The sequence below is a fragment of the Aeromonas sp. s4 genome (genome assembly GCF_040907855.1).
GTDB classification, from domain to species: Bacteria; Pseudomonadota; Gammaproteobacteria; order Enterobacterales; family Aeromonadaceae; genus Aeromonas; species Aeromonas caviae.
Window position 1 is genome coordinate 151,945 of sequence record NZ_JBFOCP010000030.1, and the last position, 17,522, is coordinate 169,466.

18 protein-coding genes are annotated in these 17,522 nt (G+C 60.9%); 12 read left to right on the forward strand and 6 right to left on the reverse strand.

The window, feature by feature from the left end; translation table 11 throughout:
* Positions 1-663, reverse strand: coding sequence for a phage shock protein PspA (pspA, locus tag AB5Y89_RS09445; protein ID WP_201926693.1), 663 nt, complete (start codon positions 661-663; stop codon positions 1-3).
* Between the two features lie 206 nt (positions 664-869).
* Positions 870-1,598 carry a 1-acylglycerol-3-phosphate O-acyltransferase gene (locus AB5Y89_RS09450; protein WP_039039739.1) on the reverse strand — a complete coding sequence of 243 codons (729 nt, stop codon included), beginning with the start codon at positions 1,596-1,598 and terminating at the stop codon, positions 870-872.
* A gap of 163 nt (positions 1,599-1,761) precedes the next feature.
* On the opposite strand from AB5Y89_RS09450, the gene AB5Y89_RS09455 reads away from it, so the two are divergent.
* Genes AB5Y89_RS09455 through AB5Y89_RS09470 form a run of 4 tightly spaced genes read left to right on the forward strand, consistent with a single transcriptional unit; the run spans position 1,762 to position 5,533 of the window.
* A complete protein-coding gene (locus tag AB5Y89_RS09455) occupies positions 1,762-2,142 on the forward strand; it encodes a hypothetical protein (protein ID WP_368223608.1) in 381 nt (126 codons plus the stop codon).
* A 54-nt stretch (positions 2,143-2,196) separates the two neighbouring features.
* Positions 2,197-4,239: a protein-disulfide reductase DsbD family protein gene (locus tag AB5Y89_RS09460; protein ID WP_368223610.1), complete on the forward strand. Its 2,043-nt coding sequence runs from the start codon at positions 2,197-2,199 to the stop codon at positions 4,237-4,239.
* Between the two features lie 10 nt (positions 4,240-4,249).
* Positions 4,250-5,005, forward strand: a complete 756-nt coding sequence (locus tag AB5Y89_RS09465; RefSeq protein WP_368223612.1) for a DsbA family protein — start codon at positions 4,250-4,252, stop codon at positions 5,003-5,005.
* Between the two features lie 3 nt (positions 5,006-5,008).
* Positions 5,009-5,533: a protein disulfide oxidoreductase gene (locus AB5Y89_RS09470; protein WP_368223614.1), complete on the forward strand. Its 525-nt coding sequence runs from the start codon at positions 5,009-5,011 to the stop codon at positions 5,531-5,533.
* A gap of 76 nt (positions 5,534-5,609) precedes the next feature.
* Here AB5Y89_RS09470 and AB5Y89_RS09475 read toward each other — a convergent pair whose 3' ends face one another.
* Positions 5,610-6,020 (reverse strand): EF-hand domain-containing protein, encoded by a 411-nt coding sequence (locus AB5Y89_RS09475; RefSeq protein WP_010672789.1) that lies wholly within the window; start codon positions 6,018-6,020, stop codon positions 5,610-5,612.
* Positions 6,021-6,287: 267 nt separating this feature from the next.
* On the opposite strand from AB5Y89_RS09475, the gene AB5Y89_RS09480 reads away from it, so the two are divergent.
* From AB5Y89_RS09480 to AB5Y89_RS09495, 4 genes are read left to right on the forward strand one after another with little or no spacing between them, the layout of a single operon-like run.
* A complete protein-coding gene (locus AB5Y89_RS09480) occupies positions 6,288-6,572 on the forward strand; it encodes a DnaJ domain-containing protein (RefSeq protein ID WP_005305278.1) in 285 nt (94 codons plus the stop codon).
* A gap of 23 nt (positions 6,573-6,595) precedes the next feature.
* Complete coding sequence (locus tag AB5Y89_RS09485) at positions 6,596-7,138, forward strand: hypothetical protein (RefSeq protein WP_128272295.1); 543 nt, start codon at positions 6,596-6,598, stop codon at positions 7,136-7,138.
* Positions 7,139-7,150: 12 nt separating this feature from the next.
* Positions 7,151-7,918 (forward strand): hypothetical protein, encoded by a 768-nt coding sequence (locus AB5Y89_RS09490; RefSeq protein ID WP_045523193.1) that lies wholly within the window; start codon positions 7,151-7,153, stop codon positions 7,916-7,918.
* An 11-nt stretch (positions 7,919-7,929) separates the two neighbouring features.
* Positions 7,930-8,832, forward strand: coding sequence for a hypothetical protein (locus AB5Y89_RS09495; protein WP_368223616.1), 903 nt, complete (start codon positions 7,930-7,932; stop codon positions 8,830-8,832).
* 85 nt (positions 8,833-8,917) lie between these two features.
* On the opposite strand, the gene AB5Y89_RS09500 is transcribed toward AB5Y89_RS09495, so the two are convergent.
* The gene (locus tag AB5Y89_RS09500; protein WP_045523112.1) at positions 8,918-9,241 is read right to left on the reverse strand and encodes a hypothetical protein; all 324 of its coding nucleotides are present in this window, start codon (positions 9,239-9,241) and stop codon (positions 8,918-8,920) included.
* A 246-nt stretch (positions 9,242-9,487) separates the two neighbouring features.
* Here AB5Y89_RS09500 and AB5Y89_RS09505 point away from each other — a divergent pair, with 246 nt between their 5' ends.
* The 4 genes from AB5Y89_RS09505 (at position 9,488) to AB5Y89_RS09520 (ending at position 13,024) form a co-directional block, all read left to right on the forward strand.
* On the forward strand, positions 9,488-9,739 hold the full coding sequence (locus tag AB5Y89_RS09505; RefSeq protein WP_368223681.1) for a hypothetical protein: 252 nt from the start codon (positions 9,488-9,490) through the stop codon (positions 9,737-9,739).
* Between the two features lie 148 nt (positions 9,740-9,887).
* Positions 9,888-10,262 (forward strand): hypothetical protein, encoded by a 375-nt coding sequence (locus AB5Y89_RS09510; protein ID WP_043152954.1) that lies wholly within the window; start codon positions 9,888-9,890, stop codon positions 10,260-10,262.
* A 109-nt stretch (positions 10,263-10,371) separates the two neighbouring features.
* Complete coding sequence (locus AB5Y89_RS09515) at positions 10,372-11,166, forward strand: CPBP family intramembrane glutamic endopeptidase (RefSeq protein ID WP_368223619.1); 795 nt, start codon at positions 10,372-10,374, stop codon at positions 11,164-11,166.
* 565 nt (positions 11,167-11,731) lie between these two features.
* The gene (locus tag AB5Y89_RS09520) at positions 11,732-13,024 is read left to right on the forward strand and encodes an FRG domain-containing protein (RefSeq protein WP_180911261.1); all 1,293 of its coding nucleotides are present in this window, start codon (positions 11,732-11,734) and stop codon (positions 13,022-13,024) included.
* A gap of 91 nt (positions 13,025-13,115) precedes the next feature.
* Here AB5Y89_RS09520 and parC read toward each other — a convergent pair whose 3' ends face one another.
* Positions 13,116-15,410 carry a DNA topoisomerase IV subunit A gene (parC, locus tag AB5Y89_RS09525; protein WP_368223621.1) on the reverse strand — a complete coding sequence of 765 codons (2,295 nt, stop codon included), beginning with the start codon at positions 15,408-15,410 and terminating at the stop codon, positions 13,116-13,118.
* A 178-nt stretch (positions 15,411-15,588) separates the two neighbouring features.
* Positions 15,589-17,499: a DNA topoisomerase IV subunit B gene (parE, locus tag AB5Y89_RS09530; RefSeq protein ID WP_319894438.1), complete on the reverse strand. Its 1,911-nt coding sequence runs from the start codon at positions 17,497-17,499 to the stop codon at positions 15,589-15,591.
* Positions 17,500-17,522 lie beyond the last annotated feature (23 nt).

Genomic DNA, 17,522 nt, shown 5'->3' on the forward strand with positions numbered 1-17,522 from the left:
TTATGCCTCCACCTTCTGACCCTTGAGCCGGGCCAGTTCCCGCTCAATCTCGTCGTTCAGCTCCAGCTCGCGGAACTGGGCCTCAAGGGACGGATTCTGCCCCAGGGTCGCCGCCTCCAGCTGGGCCTCCAGCTGATCGACCCGGTTCTGGAAGCCGTCGAAGCGGGCCACCAGCTCGTGCATGCGCTGGTTGTCCACCTGGGCACGGGCGCGGATGCGGCTGTGGGCGGTCTGCTCGCGCAGGGTCAGCATCTTCTGCTTCTCCCGCGCCTCGGTCAGCTTGGCCGCCAGTCGCTCGCTGTCGGCGGTGAGCTGGGCCAGCACCTCGGCCACCCGCGCCTTGTCCTCTTCCAGCCGCTCGCACTGCTTCATCTCCGCCAGCTTCTCGGTGAGGGCGGCACGGGCCAGATCTTCGCGGCCCTTCTGGATGGCGAGTTCGGCCTTGGCTGCCCACTCCTGGATCTGGTTGCGCAGCGCCTGCTGATGGCGCTCCAACTGTTTCTGTTCGGCGATGACGCGGGCGGCCTGGGTTCTCATCTCGACCTGGACCTGCTCCATCTCGTCGATCATCAGCCGCAGCATCTTCTCCGGCTCTTCGCTCTTGTCGAGCAGGCTGTGCAGGTTGGCATTGATCACGTCGGTCAGGCGGCTGAATACGCTCATGGTCTGGCTCCTTGTTGATGGGGTGTCACTCTCTTCCCATGACATTACAAGAGCCGTGCCAGAATATTTTTTCCTTTATTTACAATTAGATGAAAGTTAACGATGGATGTTTATTGGATACGGCGTGGTGAAAAAAACCAACAAGATGGTGATTTTCACCAATAAAAAAGGGAGCCAGCGGCTCCCTCTCTTCTCTGCAACCGGGCTCAGGCCGCCGGCCGATGGCCAAGCTTGCCATCCAGCTCCGCCAGCTTGGCTTCCATCTTCTCCCGGCAGGTGTCGGAGAGCTCGCGGATGCCGGCGGCGCCGTGCTCCTTGCTGCACACCGGGGCCATCACCTCCAGCAGCACCTCGCCGTTGTCCCAGCGGTTGAGATCGACCTGACCGAAGTAGCTGGAGCAGACGATGGGCACCACGGGCACCTCGGCCTGGACGGCAGTGTGGAAGGCCCCCGCCTTGAACGGCAGCAGACCACGCCCCTGGGAGCGGGTCCCCTCCGGGAACATCCAGATGGAGGTGCCGCGATGCTTGATGCGATCCACCACCTGGCCGATGGTGCCGATGGCGCGGGAGCGGTTGGAGCGGTCGATCAGCACGTTGCCGGAGAGCCAGAAGATGAGGCCGAAGAAGGGGAGCCACAGCAGGCTCTTCTTGCCCACCGCCACCACGCCGGGCTGCACGGCGCCGGTCACGGTGAAGATGTCGTAGTTGCTCTGGTGATTGCAGACATAGACCGCCGGCCCCACCGATTTGACCTCGTCGGCCACCGTCACCCGGACCTTGAGGCCGATCAGCGGGCAGACAGCATGATACATGCGGGCGAAGACATAGACGTTGTTCGGGTGGCGCGGGCGCACCAGACAAAGCAACAGGCCGAACAGGAACCAGAAGACGAGCAGCAGTGCCAGCAGCAGCACACGGGCAAGTTTGAGCATCGAACACCTCGGAATTTGACTCGGCGCAGTATACTGGTCCCCCTTTTAGCGAACAAGCGTTCGCCAGACAGAACCGACCAGGCCCGGACGCCACCGGCCACCCCGGCTTGCCCCACCCGCCATTGCCCGCTAGGATGTGGCCATCTTGATGAACGGGGCGAGCATGATTTTGCAACAACGCGCGGCGACACGACTCCTGCTGCTGGTCTGCCTGCTGGTGCTCAATTGCGCGGCCCAGCCGCTGGCCCGCCTCGCCCTGCTCGATCACGCCGTGAGTTGCCAGACCCAGCCCCAGTTCGCCTCGGCCGACGACCAGGCCGACAAGAGCACGCCCGCCAGTGTGCAGCCCTATAGCTGCCAGCTCAACGGCAAGTGGCTGAGCGCCGCCAGTCTGCTGTGCGTGGAGCAACTCTTCTTCGCCATCGCCTTCGTGATTGCCCTGCTGGTGCCCCTGTCACGGCGCGCGCCGGCACTGCCTCCCCCCATCAATGTCTCGCCGCCGGAGCGGCGACTGCACCTCACCCTCTGCGTCTGGCGGGAATGAGTTCAGCCGCGCTTTTTCAGCCTGCTGTCACTCATTTTTTGCGAGACCCAACACATGTCGAATCTCTTCAAGGCGGCCCTGCTACTGGGCAGCCTGCTGTGGCAATCCAGCGGATTGGCCAGCGATACGGGGTGGCTCACCCGCCCCCAGAACAGTCACGCCAAGGTCAGGCTGCAAGCCGACCGCAGCGTCCCGGATCAAACCCGCATCCTGCTCGATGTCCAGCTGGAGTCCGGCTGGAAGACCTACTGGCACAGCCCGGGTGAAGGGGGCATTGCGCCCCAGATCCTGTGGGATGAGCCGGTCGGCGACTTCCAGTGGCACTGGCCCACGCCGCGCCCCTTCGAGGTAGCCGGGCTCAGCACCCAGGGCTATCAGGAGCAGGTACGCTTCCCCCTGAGCCTGGACTACCCGGCCGGGCAGCCGCTCAAGGGCACCTTGCGCCTCTCCACCTGCAGCAACGTCTGCATCCTGACCGACTACCCCTTCACCCTGGCGGCAGATGGGCAAGCGCCGGCTGGCTTTGACTTCGCCTGGGCCCGGGCCATGAGCACCCTGCCACAGACGCTGCCTGCCGACACCCGGGTCGAGCTCGGCTACCAGCACAACCAGCTGCAACTGCGGGCCGAGCGGGTCGAAGGGTGGCAGACGCCTGCGCTCTTCATCGATGCGCTGGAGGGGGCCGAGTTCGGCAAGCCCGCGCTCGAGGTAAGCGGCACCACCCTGATCGCCCGTGTGCCGGTCAGCGACGGCTGGCAGGGGGATGCCCCTGACTTGCGCGGCCAATCCCTCGGCCTGCTGCTCACCAGCGGCGAGCAGGCCTGGCAGACCCGCGCCACCATCGCCGATCCCCTCGCCCTGCCGGCCCCCGAGCAGCCACTTCTCTGGCTGCTGGGGGCGGCGCTGCTCGGCGGTCTCATCCTCAACCTGATGCCCTGCGTGCTGCCGGTGCTGGCCCTGAAACTCGGCACCGTGTTGCAGCAGCAAGAGAGCGAACAAGGAGGCGTGCGCAAACAGTTCCTCGCCGCCAGCGCCGGGATAATCACCTCCTTCTGGGTGCTGGCGGCCATGAGCAGCCTGCTGCGCGCCACACAAGGGGCGGTCGGCTGGGGGATCCAGTTCCAGAGCGCCGGTTTCATCGGCTTCATGGTGGCGGTGACCCTGCTGTTTTGCGCCAACCTGCTGGGGCTGTTCGAGATAAGGCTGCCCAGCGATCTCAACACTCGCCTCGCCACCCGCGGCGGCAAGGGGCTCGGTGGCCACTTCCTGCAAGGGAGTTTCGCCACCCTGCTCGCGACCCCCTGCTCGGCCCCCTTCCTCGGCACCGCGGTGGCCTTTGCACTGGCGGCGCCCCTCGGCCAGCTCTGGCTCATCTTCACGGCCCTCGGCCTTGGCATGAGCCTGCCCTGGCTGCTGGTGGCGGCCCTGCCGCGCCTCGCCCTCTGGCTGCCCAAACCGGGGCGCTGGATGGGGCGACTGCGCATTCTGCTCGGGCTGATGATGCTAGGCTCCAGCCTCTGGCTGGCGAGCCTGCTTGGCAACCATCTGGGCAGCACGGCCACCGGCTGGCTGATGGCCGCCATGGTGCTGGTGCTGCTGATGGGCATCCTCTGGCGCTATGGCCTGCGCGGTTTCACCCTGGCCCTCTCTCTCTCGGCACTCATCGGCGGCGCCCTGCTGCTGGGGGGCGCCCTCACGGCGCAGGGGTCAGGCAGCGTCGATCGGGTGGTCTGGCAGCCGCTCACCGAACAGGCCATCGACGATGCGCTGGCCCAGCGCAAGCGGGTCTTCGTCGACGTCACCGCCGACTGGTGCGTCACTTGCAAGGCCAACAAGTACAACGTGCTGCTGCGTGACGAGGTGCAGAGCGCCCTGTCGGCCCCGGACGTGGTGGCCCTGCGCGGCGACTGGAGCCGGCCGAGCGATGCCATCTCCGCCTTCCTGCGCCAGCGCGGCGCGGCCGCCGTCCCCTTCAACCAGATCTACGGGCCCGGCCTGCCAGAGGGAGAGATCCTCTCGCCACTGCTGGACAAGGCCGACTTGCTCGATGTGTTGCACCAGGCCGGCCTCGTCCAGGCCGATGCCCCCCATTTTTAAGGAGAATCCCATGACCCTGCGTACCCTGAAACTGCGCACCCTGACCCTCTGCACCGCCCTGGTAGCCGCCACCCTCTGCGCCCCCTTGCTGCAGGCGGCGCCCTTCACCCCGGAGCAGGAGGCCCGCATCAAGGAGCTCATTCGCGAGACCCTGATCGCCAACCCCGGGATCCTCGACGAGGCAGCCGAATCCTGGGAGAAGCAGAACGCCGCGACCCAGCAGGCCCAGATGGGTGACTTCATCAAGGGCAACCAGGATGTGCTGTTCAACAGCCCCACCAGCCCGCGCCTCGGCGCCAAGCATCCCAAGCTGACCCTGGTGCTGTTCACCGACTACAACTGCCCCTACTGTAAGCAGTTCGACCCGGCGGTCGCCAAGCTGCTCGCGGCCTATCCGGACGATCTGGGGCTGGTGATCAAGCTGCTGCCGTTCAAGGGGCAGACCTCCGCCAAGGCAGCCCAGTACAGCCTGACCCTGTGGCAACAGGATCCTGCCCGCTTCCTCCCCCTGCACGACAAGCTCATGAGCAAGCAGGGGATGCTGACCGAGACGGACATCAACAAGGCGCTGGCCGCCACCGACAACCTGACCCTCAAGCCCGCAGGCAAGGCCACCGAAGAGCTGCGCAACAGCCTGCGCATCGGCACCCTGCTCGGCGTGCAAGGCACCCCGGCGACCCTTATCGGCAACCAGCTGGTGCCGGGTGCCATTCCCTATGACGAGCTGGAGCAGCTGGTCAAAGCCGAGCTGGCCAAGCGGAGCTAAGCCATGGCCGAGGATGCAGGCATAAAGGCCCCCCGCTGGCGCCGCTGGGGCAAGGAGGCGCTCTGGCTGCTGTTGATGGCGCTCGTCATCACCACACTGGTGGATCTGTGGCGCAGCCCCATGCTGCCGGCGGGGGCCATGGAGGCCCCCTTCACCCTGCAGGACGGCACCACCACCACTCTGGCCGAGCAGAGCCGCGGCAAGCCCCTGCTGGTCTACTACTGGGCCAGCTGGTGCGGGGTGTGCCGCTTCACCACTCCCACGGTGGAACAGCTCTGGCAGGAGGGCGAAAATGTGCTGACGGTGGCCCTGCGCTCCGGCAGCGATGAACCGTTGCGCGCCGGGATGGCGAAGAAGGGGCTGACCTTCCCCACCCACAACGACGAGTCCGGGGATCTGGCCGCCCGCTGGCAGGTGGGGGTGACGCCGACCTTCCTCGTCATCAAGGATGGGGCTCTGGTGAGCAGCACCACCGGCTGGAGCAGCGCCTGGGGGCTCAGGTTGCGGCTGCTCTGGGCAAGCTGGTAACCCCCTTCATGCCAGAGATGCAAAGAGCCCGGTATCGCTACCGGGCTCTTTTTCATCAGAGGGCTGACAACCCGCCCTATTGGGCGGCCTCCATCGCCCGCTTCTCCAGATTGGCCTTGATGTCGAGACGCTCAGACTCCCCGATCACCCCGTCACCGTTCTTGTCCAGGCGAGAGAAGAGCGCCTCCTGCCGCGCCATGAACTGGGCCCTGGTGGTCTCCCGCGACGGCTTGAGCTGGCTCATCCGCTCCGGGACCGGCTTGCCAGCCTGTTGCATCACGCCAGCCAGCTTTGCCAGGTTGGCCTCTTTCTCGGCAACCGACAGCACGCCGTCACCGTTCTTGTCCTGCAGGGCAAAGCGCTGGGCGGCGCGCTCCATGAACTGGGCCCTGGTGACATCCCCCATCAGCGGCGAGGCGGGCAATATGTCGCTGGCAGAGGCGGCACTCCCTGCCAGCGCGAGCACGAAAAACGCGGACTTGACCATGGCGATGACTCCTTGTGACGGCAGAATCCGGATGGTTCGGACAAGAGGGGGCCGGGCAACGCCGGGGCCTGCCGCCCCCCTCTGCCAGTGTAGCCCCGCCGCCATCTCGCACCGCCCGCTCTTTTCGTACAGAAAGACCGCACTTTCATGGCAGAGGCGCCGGCTTTCCGTTAAAATCTCCGGTTTTTGCCGAGCCTGGTTTGCCGACGTTGCGCCACCAGGTCGACACAGGATGAATTCCACCATGCCAGTGAGGCAGGATCCGTCATGAACAACTACTTCCGGGTGTTGGGCGTCAAGTCCAACGCCAGTGAAAACGACATCAAAAAAGCCTATCGACGGCTGTCGAACCAGTACCACCCCGACAAGCTGCACGGGGCGAGCGAAGAAGAGAAAGAGCAGGCAGCCCTCAAGCTGCACCAGGTAAAGCAGGCTTATGAAGTGCTGTCCGATCCGAAACAGCGGGCCGCCTTTATCAAGGATTTCAACAACGTCATCGTGACCGATCCCGCTGCTGCCATGCAGGAGATGTGGGACCAGTTCTACCCCTGAGCCACCAGGCAAGAAGAGCGACTATGCAAAAAAAATGGGACCAGGCACGGCTCAAGGCCCTGCAAAGCGATGCCAGCGAGAACATCGAATCCTACCGGGATCAGGACGACCCCAAGGGGCTCGAGCAGTTCACCGACCAGATGAAGGCCCTGCTGCTGGCCGACATGAGCATGCTGGAGTTCATGCCCGAATACCTGCCGCTCGCCCTCTATGGCCGGGTGCAGTTCCCGCCCAAGGCCAAGTCGCAGTGGAACAAGTGGCTCGCCAGCGGTGAGCAGCCCTCCTGGGACGAGTTCAAGGTGAGCGTCGGCTTCAGCAACGCCGTCCTGCCGCTGGTCAAGGCGGTGCGGGCCCAGAGCGAAGATCAGCTGATGGAAGCCTGCGCCGTGCTGTTCCTGCTGGACAACCCGCTGCCCCGCGGCAGCCACCGCGCCGATGACGACTATGAGCTGCGGGACGAAGAAGAGGAAGACGGGGAAGATGCCGACGCCGACTACCACGGCGGCAGTGACCGCTATGGTGATGACGACGGCGATCAGGATATGTACGACGAAGTCCGTTTCTAATTGGGGCAAGGCATGAGCAACAGTCTGATAGAAATTACCGCCATCGAGATCAAAGAGCTGGCCGTCATCGAGCCGAAGCAGGCCAGCGAGAAGTTCGAGCTGATCGCCAAGACCATGTCTGACGACCAGCTGGCAGAAGTGATTGAAAACATTGATATCGTTACCCTGACCCAGATCAACGGCCAGCACGACATCTCCTTCCCCTCCATCATCTCCGAGCTGATGACCCCGGAGCGGATCCGCGACATCGTCTGCCAGCAGCCCCTCTACTGGGAAGAGGCGATCAAGAACAACGCCGACGAGCTGCAACAGCACACCTTCGACTTCCTCAACTACTTGATCCGCACCCAGGAGAGCGAAGCCAAGCAGCGGGAGATCCTCGAGTGCGTGGCCGAAGACCCGGCCGGTCTCTTCTACCTCGCCATCCCCTTTATCGAGTTCTATCGCGGCGATCGCTATGAAGAGGACGAAGGTTATCGCGACGTGCTGCACGCCGAAGAGGAAGATCTCGAAGAGTCTCTGCGCTACAGCGAGCGCCAGCAGAGCGAGGATGTCCACGACTACGCGCTGGACGACCCGCGCAGCCTCTTGATGCTCATTCGCGAGCTGGCCCCCGAGGTGGAAAAATCCATCAAGTCGCTGCTGCGCAACGAGCACTCCACCTGGGACGGCATCATCAACAAGTTTGCCGCCGAGCTGGTGATGCAGGCCAAAGAGAAGAACAAGGTCGAGGAAGACGAGTACGGCGACGTCGACGACATGTTCAGCTTTCTGGATTAAGGAGCCCATTCATGCAGTTAGTCATTCGCGATGCCAACCAGGGCCCCTTTCTGACCCAGGTGCTGCGCTTTGGCCGCGACAACGAACTCTTGAGTCAGCAGCAGCTCGCCGCCATCAAGGGCAAGGCGGTGCTGATGAGCCTCAAATTCGCCGACAAGTACTACAACAAGTACAAGATGCACCTGCTGGAGCAGGCCGCCCACGACGTCATCGGCGTGGTGAGCCTCGGTCTGCAGGAGCTATCCCAACGGGATCCGGCCAAGGCCCTGGCCCTGTTGCAGGCGCCGGAAGGCCCCATCAAGCCGTTCCAGAAGGGCTGGTCCATGCTCATCACCGTCAGCCCCAAGCAGGCTGGCAACAGCCTCTACGGTGACGTGGATGCGCGGCTCTTGGACAAGATCTCCAGCCCCCCCGATGTGGAGGAGTGGCAAGGGTGGCAGGAGTACGAGAAGGCGCTGACCGAGCACAACAAGAGCCGCCTGATGGAGCTCATCGACCAGCACTTCTTCGCCTGCGAGAGCGACCACCCCACCATGGAGGACAAGCTGGCCGAAGCGCTGCTCTACCGCATCCTCTGCGGCAAGGGCAGTGGCGCCGTCCCCCTCAAGGTGAAACAGGATCTCAAGCGCAAGCTGGCGCGGGAGATTGAGCTAGACGAGGGCTGGTACGACACCGACTACCTCGCCGCCCAGCTCACCCTGATGCTGAATGCGCTGCCCGCCGACATGGCCGCCGCCCTGCGTCAGGAGCTGAGCCCGGGCTTTGTGCCCAACCTCCTCCATACCCTGGGGTTTGTGCGTCAGTACCAGCAGTTGCAAAAAGAGGACGCCTCGCCGGAGAAGCTCGACAACATGGAGATGCGCGCCGGGATCCGCCACCCCCTGCTCGGCTGGCCCCTCTACCACGACTTCTGATGACGGGCTTTCCCCTTCACGCTGTTCCAACGCCCGGCTTGCCGGGCGTTGTCATCTTTGCAGCTCGCAGATGGCGGCGCCGACCCTATCGGGCAATGGTCCACATGGCGCTCTGCATCCCGGTCTCCCGAAAATCGATCACCACGGGATAGTCGTTGCCACAGCCCGTCACCGTCCAGCGCTCCTGCCAGTGGCGACTGCCCGGCTCCCCCTCGGGAAGTTGCAACACCACGGGTACGAAGCGCTCCGGCGCGTCACACCCCTTGGTGGCCACCCAGGATGCGACCCCCACCATGGCATCCCGGATCAGCTGCTGATTGGCCAGGGTACCTTCCTGCACGGGTTCACTCGGGCTGGCCTCGGCCTGGCACACCAGGGGAAAAAGCAACAGCAGGGCACAGGGTCTCATCGCACCTCCAGAGGGGCCAGTCAAAAAGTGGTTCGTTCGGGGCTTTCATCATGACCCGAAACGGCGCCAGACAGAAGAGGCCACCAGGGGGAAGCAGGCGCAGGATCCGAGGCGCGGTGGCGTGCACGCAAGTCGGACTACCTCCTAAGCGTCATTGGCCCACATTTTGTCAGGGATATAATGACTCCCCCATACAAGCCGCCGGGGAGCCAGGCCGTGAGCAGAAAGCCGGACCGCATGACCGCCATGCAGCAGATCATCGACGCCGTGAAGGCGGAATTTCCGCTCTATCATCCGGATACCTTCAAATGCGGGCCGGACAACACCTGCATCGGCTGCCCCAAGAAGCTGATGGAGCTGGTGGATACGGACCTCTGCTACTGGCAATATCAGATCGATCGCGGCATCCCGCCCAGCTTCGACGAGCTCAACCGCTTCGGCAAGATGTGCAAAAATATCCGCCGGTCCCTGGTGCGCAATGGCCGCATTCCCGCCTGACGAGAAGCAACATGCTGCCTTCATCGGTTTTTTATGATGGTTTTATCCACCAGAATGAATCACCACCTTATTTAATGGCTAGGCACACCTTGTTCACCGCCTATCGTGCTGATGGCCGACGCAGGTTCATTGCCCCAAGGAGCACAATATGACTCAGGAAAGCATCCAGACCCGCTACACGCTGGATCCCGCCCTTGCCAGCGCCACCGAACTGGAGCAGGTCATCGCCCGGGCCATCGAGGCCAACAAGCAGGACTTCTTCCCCCTGCTGGAGCGGCTGGTGGATGTGGGTGACAGCCGGGTCAAGCTCAGCCAGAAGGATCCCCTGCGGGTGCTGGGGGTGGAACTCGACGAGGCTCGCACCGGCGGCACTGCCCGCCTCGGCTACGAATCCAACTTTTCCGAGAGCTGCCGCCTTATCGACGAATACGACCAGCACCAGACCAGCGTGGCCTTCACCCTCGACGGGGATCAGCTTGTTTTCGATCTTGAGCTGCCCATCGAGTGGAACTTCGACAACTGATTGGCGGCGGTGCCATTCCCCTGGCGTGTTGTAGCCAACGGCGCCCCTTTCCCCCCTTTCTGGTGTAGGGTTGTCTGCACAGCAACGGATAGACATCTCGAGGATCACCATGGGTGAGCATCAACCTACAGCAATGCCGGTATTGAATGACAGTGAGCGCCTCGGGCTCGAGCGCAAGAGCGCCGGGGATTTCCCCCTCTATCACCAGGATCCTCACACCCCGTCTGCCCGTGGCTGGGCACTCATCCTGCTGGGGGTCATCCTGGGGTTTGCGGCTCTCTCCGCCCCCATCGACTTTTTCAAGACCACCTCAGGGGGCTTTGTGCCCGCCCTCCTGTTCCCTCTCATTCCTCTGGCCGTGCTCGCCATGGTGGCGGGAACAGGGTGGCGCTCACTGTTTCGAACGCCGACGCGGCGGGATTGTCTCTTGATGCTGGCGATTACCGGCATCAACATACTGGTCTCAATCGCCGTTGCCATGACCATGCAGCACCTGTTCCAGCTGAATGCAAACCCGGTCAACGCCATGCTGGCAGAGGCGTCCAATACGGCGCGCATCCTCTTTTATCTCAAGACGGCGCCCCAGCTCTTCGGCGAGGAGGTGATCTCCATCCTGCCTTTTCTGGCCATCCTCTGGTGTTGTCACCAGAAGCTCGGCCTGACCCGCAAGTCCGCCATCCTCATCGCCTGGCTATCGACGGCTCTAATCTTCGGAGCCCTGCACCTGCCCACTTATGACTGGAATTTTCTGCAATGTTTTCTGGTGATCGGCACGGCCCGCATCGTGCTGCTCAGTGGCTACATCATCACCAAAAACATCTGGGTATCGACCGGCTCACACATCATCAATGACTGGCTGCTGTTTAGCCTGATGCTGCTGCTTGGCAGCCACACAGGCACCTGATGCACGCAATACACAGGCTGGCCATGGATAGAGAGAGCCGTAGGCGTGCCCGCAGCATGGCGGCAGCCTGTTTTCGCGAACGTCTGATGACGCTTCGCTAATCAGACCTACGGCCTCCCCTCACCCTGACCCTCTCCCAAGGGGAGAGGGGATCAGCGCCTGCCAACCTGTAGCCATAGATGTCACGCATTCCAAAAATGCTGCGGTCTGGGCTCCCTTCTCCCCTTGCGGGAGAAGAGTCGGGGATGAGGGGAGCAAACCATCGACAAGCAGCAGAACGTTAAAGACAACAGAGAGAAGTTGGGTCGATTAACGAAGCGTAATCGTCCGCACCGCAATCTCGGTGGCGATGGACATAGAGAAGAGATCAACTGGCGCACCAGAAGAATTGCGACAACCTGTTTTCGCGATCGTCTGATTACGCTTCGCTAATCAGACCTACTGGCTACGCTTTTGTCAAAAAGCGTAGGTGCCTCAAATTTTCATCTTCAGATCACAATTGGTTTTAGTTTTTTTTGATACGCTCCACATTCAAAATTAAAGCGCTTCAACGAGGGAAGATTCAGTGTACAACTTACTTGTAACATCAAAAATAGGAGCATGGGAAAATGGGTATTATGTATTTGACAAGAGCCGATTTCTTGAATATACAAATGAAAGAATAGCCTTAGCCTTTAAGGATTTAACAGAAAGCAACATTAACAAACTGAAAAGTTATCCTTGTATATTTGCATACGAAGGAGAAGAGTTAGATTTCCATCTCGGATATCTAACATCGATAAAAGAACGAGGCAGAGATCTTTTTGTAGAATTCCATCTAATGCCTGACATACCACCAATCCCATTTCAAAAAATAAAGGAAATAGCAGCACTTTTAGATATCCGTGATTGGGAAATGAATCGAACCCACTGGGCAGTTAAAGATGAAAATCTATTTGATAGACTAGAAAGCAACAATATAATTGAACAAAAAGCGACTTCAAGAACAAAGAAACTAGAAAGACCAACAATAACAAAATCGACGAATCCCAAAGTAACAACAATCAAAGGTTTTATTGAAAAGGTCCTAGATTATACTGCAGACAAAAATACAGAAATTTTTTATCGAGGCCACTCAGATAATAAATATAAACTAGAGCCATCAATTTTCAGGAAGGATGGAAGTGGAAACCCTCTTTATCTTGATAATGAACACATTATTTATAGAGAGCTATTGGTATCAAATTCAGCTGATTTTCAATCAGATGTATATACTCTTGATCGCCTTGTTCGTATGCAACACTTTTCACTCCCAACAAGACTCCTTGATATAACATCAAATCCATTAATAGCGCTTTACTTCGCATGTAAATCCTCTCAGGAGTCAGAAGGTGAAGTGATTTTATTATCCATGAATCGAAGTAACGTTAAATATTTTGACTCAGATGTTGCAAGCTGCCTTGCTAATTTGTCTCGTTTGCCGAAGTTAGAAAAAGACTCTATTGATTTTTCATGCGATGATTTCAATTCTCAATCATCAATCAAACAGTTGCTTCACTTTATAAAAGAAGAGAAGTCATTTTTCGAACCCCAAATAATTCCTGATGACTTACGAAAGATCATTTGTGTAAAAGGAAAAAAGAGCAACGACAGAATATCATCTCAATCTGGAGCATTTCTGTTGTTTGGAATAGATGCAATCTTGGACGAAAATGGCACTCAAGATATCAGTATATTTAGAGTTACAGTTTCAAACAAAGCTGAGATATTAACTCAACTAGACAAGCTAAATATAAATGAAAGTACGGTTTTCCCATACATTGAAAATTCAGCTAGATATATTGCCGAGCGATTTAAATTCAGCACCCCATACAGCTAATTATTTATAACTTATCACACCTCACTTTCATCAATAAAATAACACTGAGAGTTTATTTTTAAGAAGGGCGCTTTCGCGCCCTTTCTATTATTTACCCTTCCTGATTTTCCCCGGCTACCGGCTCGGCGCCAGCGGCGGGTTCAATCTCGATGCGATCGACGCGCTGCAAACCGCGGGGCAGCTTGGCGCCACGGCGGCCGCGCTCGCCACGGTAGTAGTCAAGGTCAGACGGTTTGAGGGTGAGCTTGCGCTTGCCGGCAAACAGGGTGACCGACTGGCCTTGCGGGATGACGGCGGCCATCACCACAAACTCCTCCCGCGCCTTCACGCGAGCAGAGGGGATGCTGATGAGCTTGTTGCCCTTGCCCTTGCCGAGTACCGGCAGGGTATTGAGCGGGAACAGCAACATGCGCCCCTCGTTGGAGATGGCCATGCAGAGATCCGTGTCCGGCGCGCCTATCCTCTGGGGCGCCATGACGATGCCCCCTTCCGGCACGGTCAGCAGCGCCTTGCCGTTCTTGTTCTTGGCCGTCAGGTCGTCGTATTGGCAGACGAAGCCGTAACCGGCGTCAGAACAGATGAGGTACGGCTCGCCTTCGTTGCCCATCACCAGATGGCGTACCTCTTCACCGGCCCCCAGCGCGAAGCGACCGGTGAGCGGCTCGCCCTGACTGCGGGCGGAGGGCAGGGTATGGGCCTCCAGCGAGTAGGTTCTCCCCAGGGTGGAGAGGAACACCGCCTGCTGGTTGCTGCGGCCATGGGCGTGGGCGAGATAGTTGTCCCCCGCCTTGTAGGAGAGGCCCTCCACATCCACGTCGTGGCCCTTGGCGGCGCGCACCCACCCCTTGTCGGAGAGGATCACGGTCACCGGCTCGCTCGGGGTGAGCTCCTTCTCGGTCAGGGCCACGGCGGTGGCACGCTCCACCAGCGGGGTGCGGCGATCGTCGCCGTACTTCTCGGCGTCCGCCAGGATCTCTTTCTTCAGCAATGTGCTGAGACGGCGCTCGGAACCCAGGATCAGTTCCAGCTTGTCTCGCTCTTCCGCCAGTTCATTCTGCTCGGCGCGCAGCTTGAACTCTTCGAGCTTGGCCAGGTGGCGCAGTTTGAGCTCGAGGATCGCCTCGGCCTGGGTCTCGCTGATATTGAAACGCTCCATCATCACCCGGCCCGGCTCCTCTTCGGTACGGATGATCTCGATCACCTCGTCGATGTTGAGGTAGGCAATGAGCAAGCCTTCGAGGATGTGCAGGCGGGCCAGCACCTTGTCGAGGCGATACTGCAGGCGACGACGCACCGTCTCGCGACGAAAGCTCAGCCACTCGGTGAGGATGGTCTTGAGATCTTTGACCTGGGGCCGGTTGTCCAGACCCAGGATGTTGAGGTTGACCCGGTAGTTCTTCTCCAAGTCCGTGGTGGCGAACAGGTGGGCCATCAGCCCCTCTACGTCCACCCGGTTGGAGCGCGGCACGATCACCAGACGGGTCGGGTTCTCGTGGTCCGATTCATCCCGCAGATCGGTCACCATGGGCAGCTTCTTGGCCACCATCTGGGCGGCAATCTGCTCCATGATCTTGGCGCCGGAGGCCTGATGAGGCAGCGCCGTGATGACGATGTCGCCATCTTCCTCGCTCCACACCGCCCGCTGCTTGATGGAGCCCTTGCCGGTCTCGTAGATTTTGCGGATGTCATCGCGGGGCGTGATGATCTCGGCGTTGGTCGGGTAGTCCGGCCCCTGCACATGGGCCATCAGGGCATCCAGGCCGGCATTGGGGTTGTCCAAAAGCTCCACGCAGGCGTGGGCCACTTCCCGCGCGTTGTGGGGCGGGATGTCGGTCGCCATCCCCACCGCGATGCCGGTCACCCCGTTGAGCAGGATGTGCGGCAGGCGGGCGGGCAGCACCACCGGCTCTTTCATGGTGCCGTCGAAGTTGGGCGTCCACTCCACCGTGCCCTGGCCGAGCTCGGAGAGCAGCAGCTCGGAGAAGCGTGACAGCCGCGCCTCGGTATAACGCATGGCGGCGAAGGATTTGGGATCGTCCGGCGCCCCCCAGTTGCCCTGACCGTCCACCAGCGGGTAGCGGTAAGAGAAGGGCTGGGCCATCAGCACCATGGCTTCGTAACAGGCGCTGTCGCCGTGGGGGTGGTACTTACCCAGCACGTCACCCACGGTACGGGCGGATTTCTTGTGCTTGGACAGCGCCGACAGACCCAGCTCGCTCATGGCGTAGATGATGCGCCGCTGCACGGGCTTGAGGCCGTCGCCGATATGCGGCAAGGCTCGATCCATGATGACGTACATGGAGTAGTTCAAGTAAGCCTGTTCGGTAAAGGTGCGCATTGGCTGGCGCTCTACCCCGTCCAGACTGAGCTCGATAGCATCACTCATAAGGTTGTTCTCTTGCTATGGCACGCCCTCAGAGGGCACGCCGAAAATGCGGGTCGGCAGGGGGCCGACGGTGAATCACAAGCCCCCCTCCCAACCTCCCCCTCCATGAGGGGGAGGAGAGGCTTGGCCCCCTCCCCTTGCGAACGGGAGGGCCGGGGTGGGGTACTTGGGACTCGCTTTAGATGATGGCGAGGTTGCCCTTCTCTTCCAGCCATTCACGGCGATCACCGGCGCGCTTCTTGGCCAGCAGCATGTCCATCAGTTGCAGGGTCTCGTCCCCATCTTCCCCTTCTGCCCCCCCTTCCGCGCCCATGGTGAGCTGCACCAGGCGGCGGGTGTTGGGATCCATGGTGGTTTCCCGCAGCTGTTTCGGGTTCATCTCACCCAGCCCCTTGAATCGGGTCACCATCACCTTGCCCTTCTTCTTCTCGGCCTCGACCCGTTGCAGCACGCCGTTCTTCTCGTCCTCGTCGAGGGCGTAGAAGACCTCCTTGCCGATGTCGATACGATAGAGGGGCGGCATGGCCACATAGACATGGCCCTTTTCCACCAGCGTGCGGAAGTGCTTCACAAAGAGGGCGCAGAGCAGGGTGGCGATGTGCAGACCGTCCGAGTCCGCATCCGCGAGGATGCACACCTTGCCGTAGCGCAGGCCGGAGAGATCGTCGGAATCCGGGTCGAGCCCGATGGCCACCGAGATGTCGTGCACTTCTTGCGAGGCGAGCACCTGACCGGCCTCCACCTCCCAGGTGTTCAGGATCTTGCCGCGAAGCGGCATGATGGCCTGGAATTCGCGATCCCGCGCCTGCTTGGCACTGCCGCCCGCGGAGTCACCCTCCACCAGGAAGAGCTCCCCCTGCATGGGATCGGCGCAGCCGCAGTCGGTCAGCTTGCCGGGCAGGGCCGGGCCCTGGGTTATCTTCTTGCGCACTACCGTCTTGGCGGCGCGCATCCGGCGCTGGGCGCTCGAGATGCAGAGCTCGGCCAGCTGTTCGGCCAGCTCGGTGTTGCTGTTCAAGTAAAGGCTGAAGGCATCCTTCACCACGCCCGACACGAAGGCCGAGCTCTGGCGGGACGACAGTCGCTCCTTGGTCTGGCCGGCAAACTGCGGGTCCTGCATCTTGATGGAGAGGATGTAGGCGCAGCGATCCCAGATGTCTTCCGGGGTCAGCTTGACCCCGCGGGGCAAGAGGTTGCGGAACTCGCAGAACTCACGCATGGCGTCGAGCAGCCCCTGGCGCAGGCCGTTGACATGGGTGCCACCGAGCGCGGTGGGAATGAGGTTCACATAGGATTCGGCGAGGCACTCGCCCCCTTCCGGCAACCAGCACAGGGCCCAGTCCACCGCCGACTGCTCGGAGCTGAAAGAGCCGACGAAGGGCTGCTCCGGCAGGCAGGTGAACTGCTTGACCGCATCGATGAGGTAATCCTTGAGGCCGTCTTCGTAGCACCACTCAAGCTTGATGCCGGTGTTCTTGTCGAAGAACTTGATGGTGAGGCCCGGGCAGAGCACGGCCTTGGCTTTGAGCAGGTGCTCGAGCTTGGAGACCGAGAAGCGCGGCGAATCGAAGTAGCGCGCCTCTGGCCAGAAGCGCACCCGGGTGCCGGTGTTGCGGCGTCCGCAGGTGCCGGTGATGGTCAGATCAGACACCTTGTCGCCCCGCTCGAAGGCGATGTCATAGACCTGGCCGTCCCGGCGCACCGTCACCTCGACCCGATCGGAGAGGGCGTTCACCACGGAGATCCCCACCCCGTGCAAGCCACCGGAGAACTGATAGTTCTTGTTGGAGAACTTGCCCCCCGCGTGCAGTTTGCAGAGGATCAGCTCCACGCCGGAGACCCCTTCCTCCGGGTGGATGTCCACCGGCATGCCGCGACCGTCGTCGATCACCTCGAGGGACTGATCCTCGTGCAGGATCACCTCCAGATTGCGGGCGTGACCCGCCAGCGCCTCGTCGACGCTGTTGTCGATGACCTCCTGGCCGAGGTGATTGGGCCGGGTGGTGTCGGTGTACATGCCGGGGCGGCGACGCACCGGTTCAAGGCCATTGAGGACCTCAATGGCATCCGCATTGTATTGAGTGGACATGGAGGGCCTTGCGAATTGACGTT

Bases quoted from the DNA above. Each gene is read 5' to 3' on its own strand.
- AB5Y89_RS09485 (WP_128272295.1), top strand. From the start codon at position 6,596: ATGCAAAAAAAATGGGACCAGGCACGGCTCAAGGCCCTGCAAAGCGAT.
- AB5Y89_RS09455 (WP_368223608.1), top strand. From the start codon at position 1,762: ATGATTTTGCAACAACGCGCGGCGACACGACTCCTGCTGCTGGTCTGC.
- AB5Y89_RS09505 (WP_368223681.1), top strand. From the start codon at position 9,488: ATGCAGCAGATCATCGACGCCGTGAAGGCGGAATTTCCGCTCTATCAT.
- parC (WP_368223621.1), bottom strand. From the start codon at position 15,410: ATGAGTGATGCTATCGAGCTCAGTCTGGACGGGGTAGAGCGCCAGCCA.
- AB5Y89_RS09450 (WP_039039739.1), bottom strand. From the start codon at position 1,598: ATGCTCAAACTTGCCCGTGTGCTGCTGCTGGCACTGCTGCTCGTCTTC.
- parE (WP_319894438.1), bottom strand. From the start codon at position 17,499: ATGTCCACTCAATACAATGCGGATGCCATTGAGGTCCTCAATGGCCTT.
- AB5Y89_RS09495 (WP_368223616.1), top strand. From the start codon at position 7,930: ATGCAGTTAGTCATTCGCGATGCCAACCAGGGCCCCTTTCTGACCCAG.
- AB5Y89_RS09510 (WP_043152954.1), top strand. From the start codon at position 9,888: ATGACTCAGGAAAGCATCCAGACCCGCTACACGCTGGATCCCGCCCTT.
- AB5Y89_RS09480 (WP_005305278.1), top strand. From the start codon at position 6,288: ATGAACAACTACTTCCGGGTGTTGGGCGTCAAGTCCAACGCCAGTGAA.
- AB5Y89_RS09490 (WP_045523193.1), top strand. From the start codon at position 7,151: ATGAGCAACAGTCTGATAGAAATTACCGCCATCGAGATCAAAGAGCTG.
- AB5Y89_RS09465 (WP_368223612.1), top strand. From the start codon at position 4,250: ATGACCCTGCGTACCCTGAAACTGCGCACCCTGACCCTCTGCACCGCC.
- AB5Y89_RS09500 (WP_045523112.1), bottom strand. From the start codon at position 9,241: ATGAGACCCTGTGCCCTGCTGTTGCTTTTTCCCCTGGTGTGCCAGGCC.
- pspA (WP_201926693.1), bottom strand. From the start codon at position 663: ATGAGCGTATTCAGCCGCCTGACCGACGTGATCAATGCCAACCTGCAC.
- AB5Y89_RS09515 (WP_368223619.1), top strand. From the start codon at position 10,372: ATGGGTGAGCATCAACCTACAGCAATGCCGGTATTGAATGACAGTGAG.
- AB5Y89_RS09475 (WP_010672789.1), bottom strand. From the start codon at position 6,020: ATGGTCAAGTCCGCGTTTTTCGTGCTCGCGCTGGCAGGGAGTGCCGCC.
- AB5Y89_RS09470 (WP_368223614.1), top strand. From the start codon at position 5,009: ATGGCCGAGGATGCAGGCATAAAGGCCCCCCGCTGGCGCCGCTGGGGC.
- AB5Y89_RS09460 (WP_368223610.1), top strand. From the start codon at position 2,197: ATGTCGAATCTCTTCAAGGCGGCCCTGCTACTGGGCAGCCTGCTGTGG.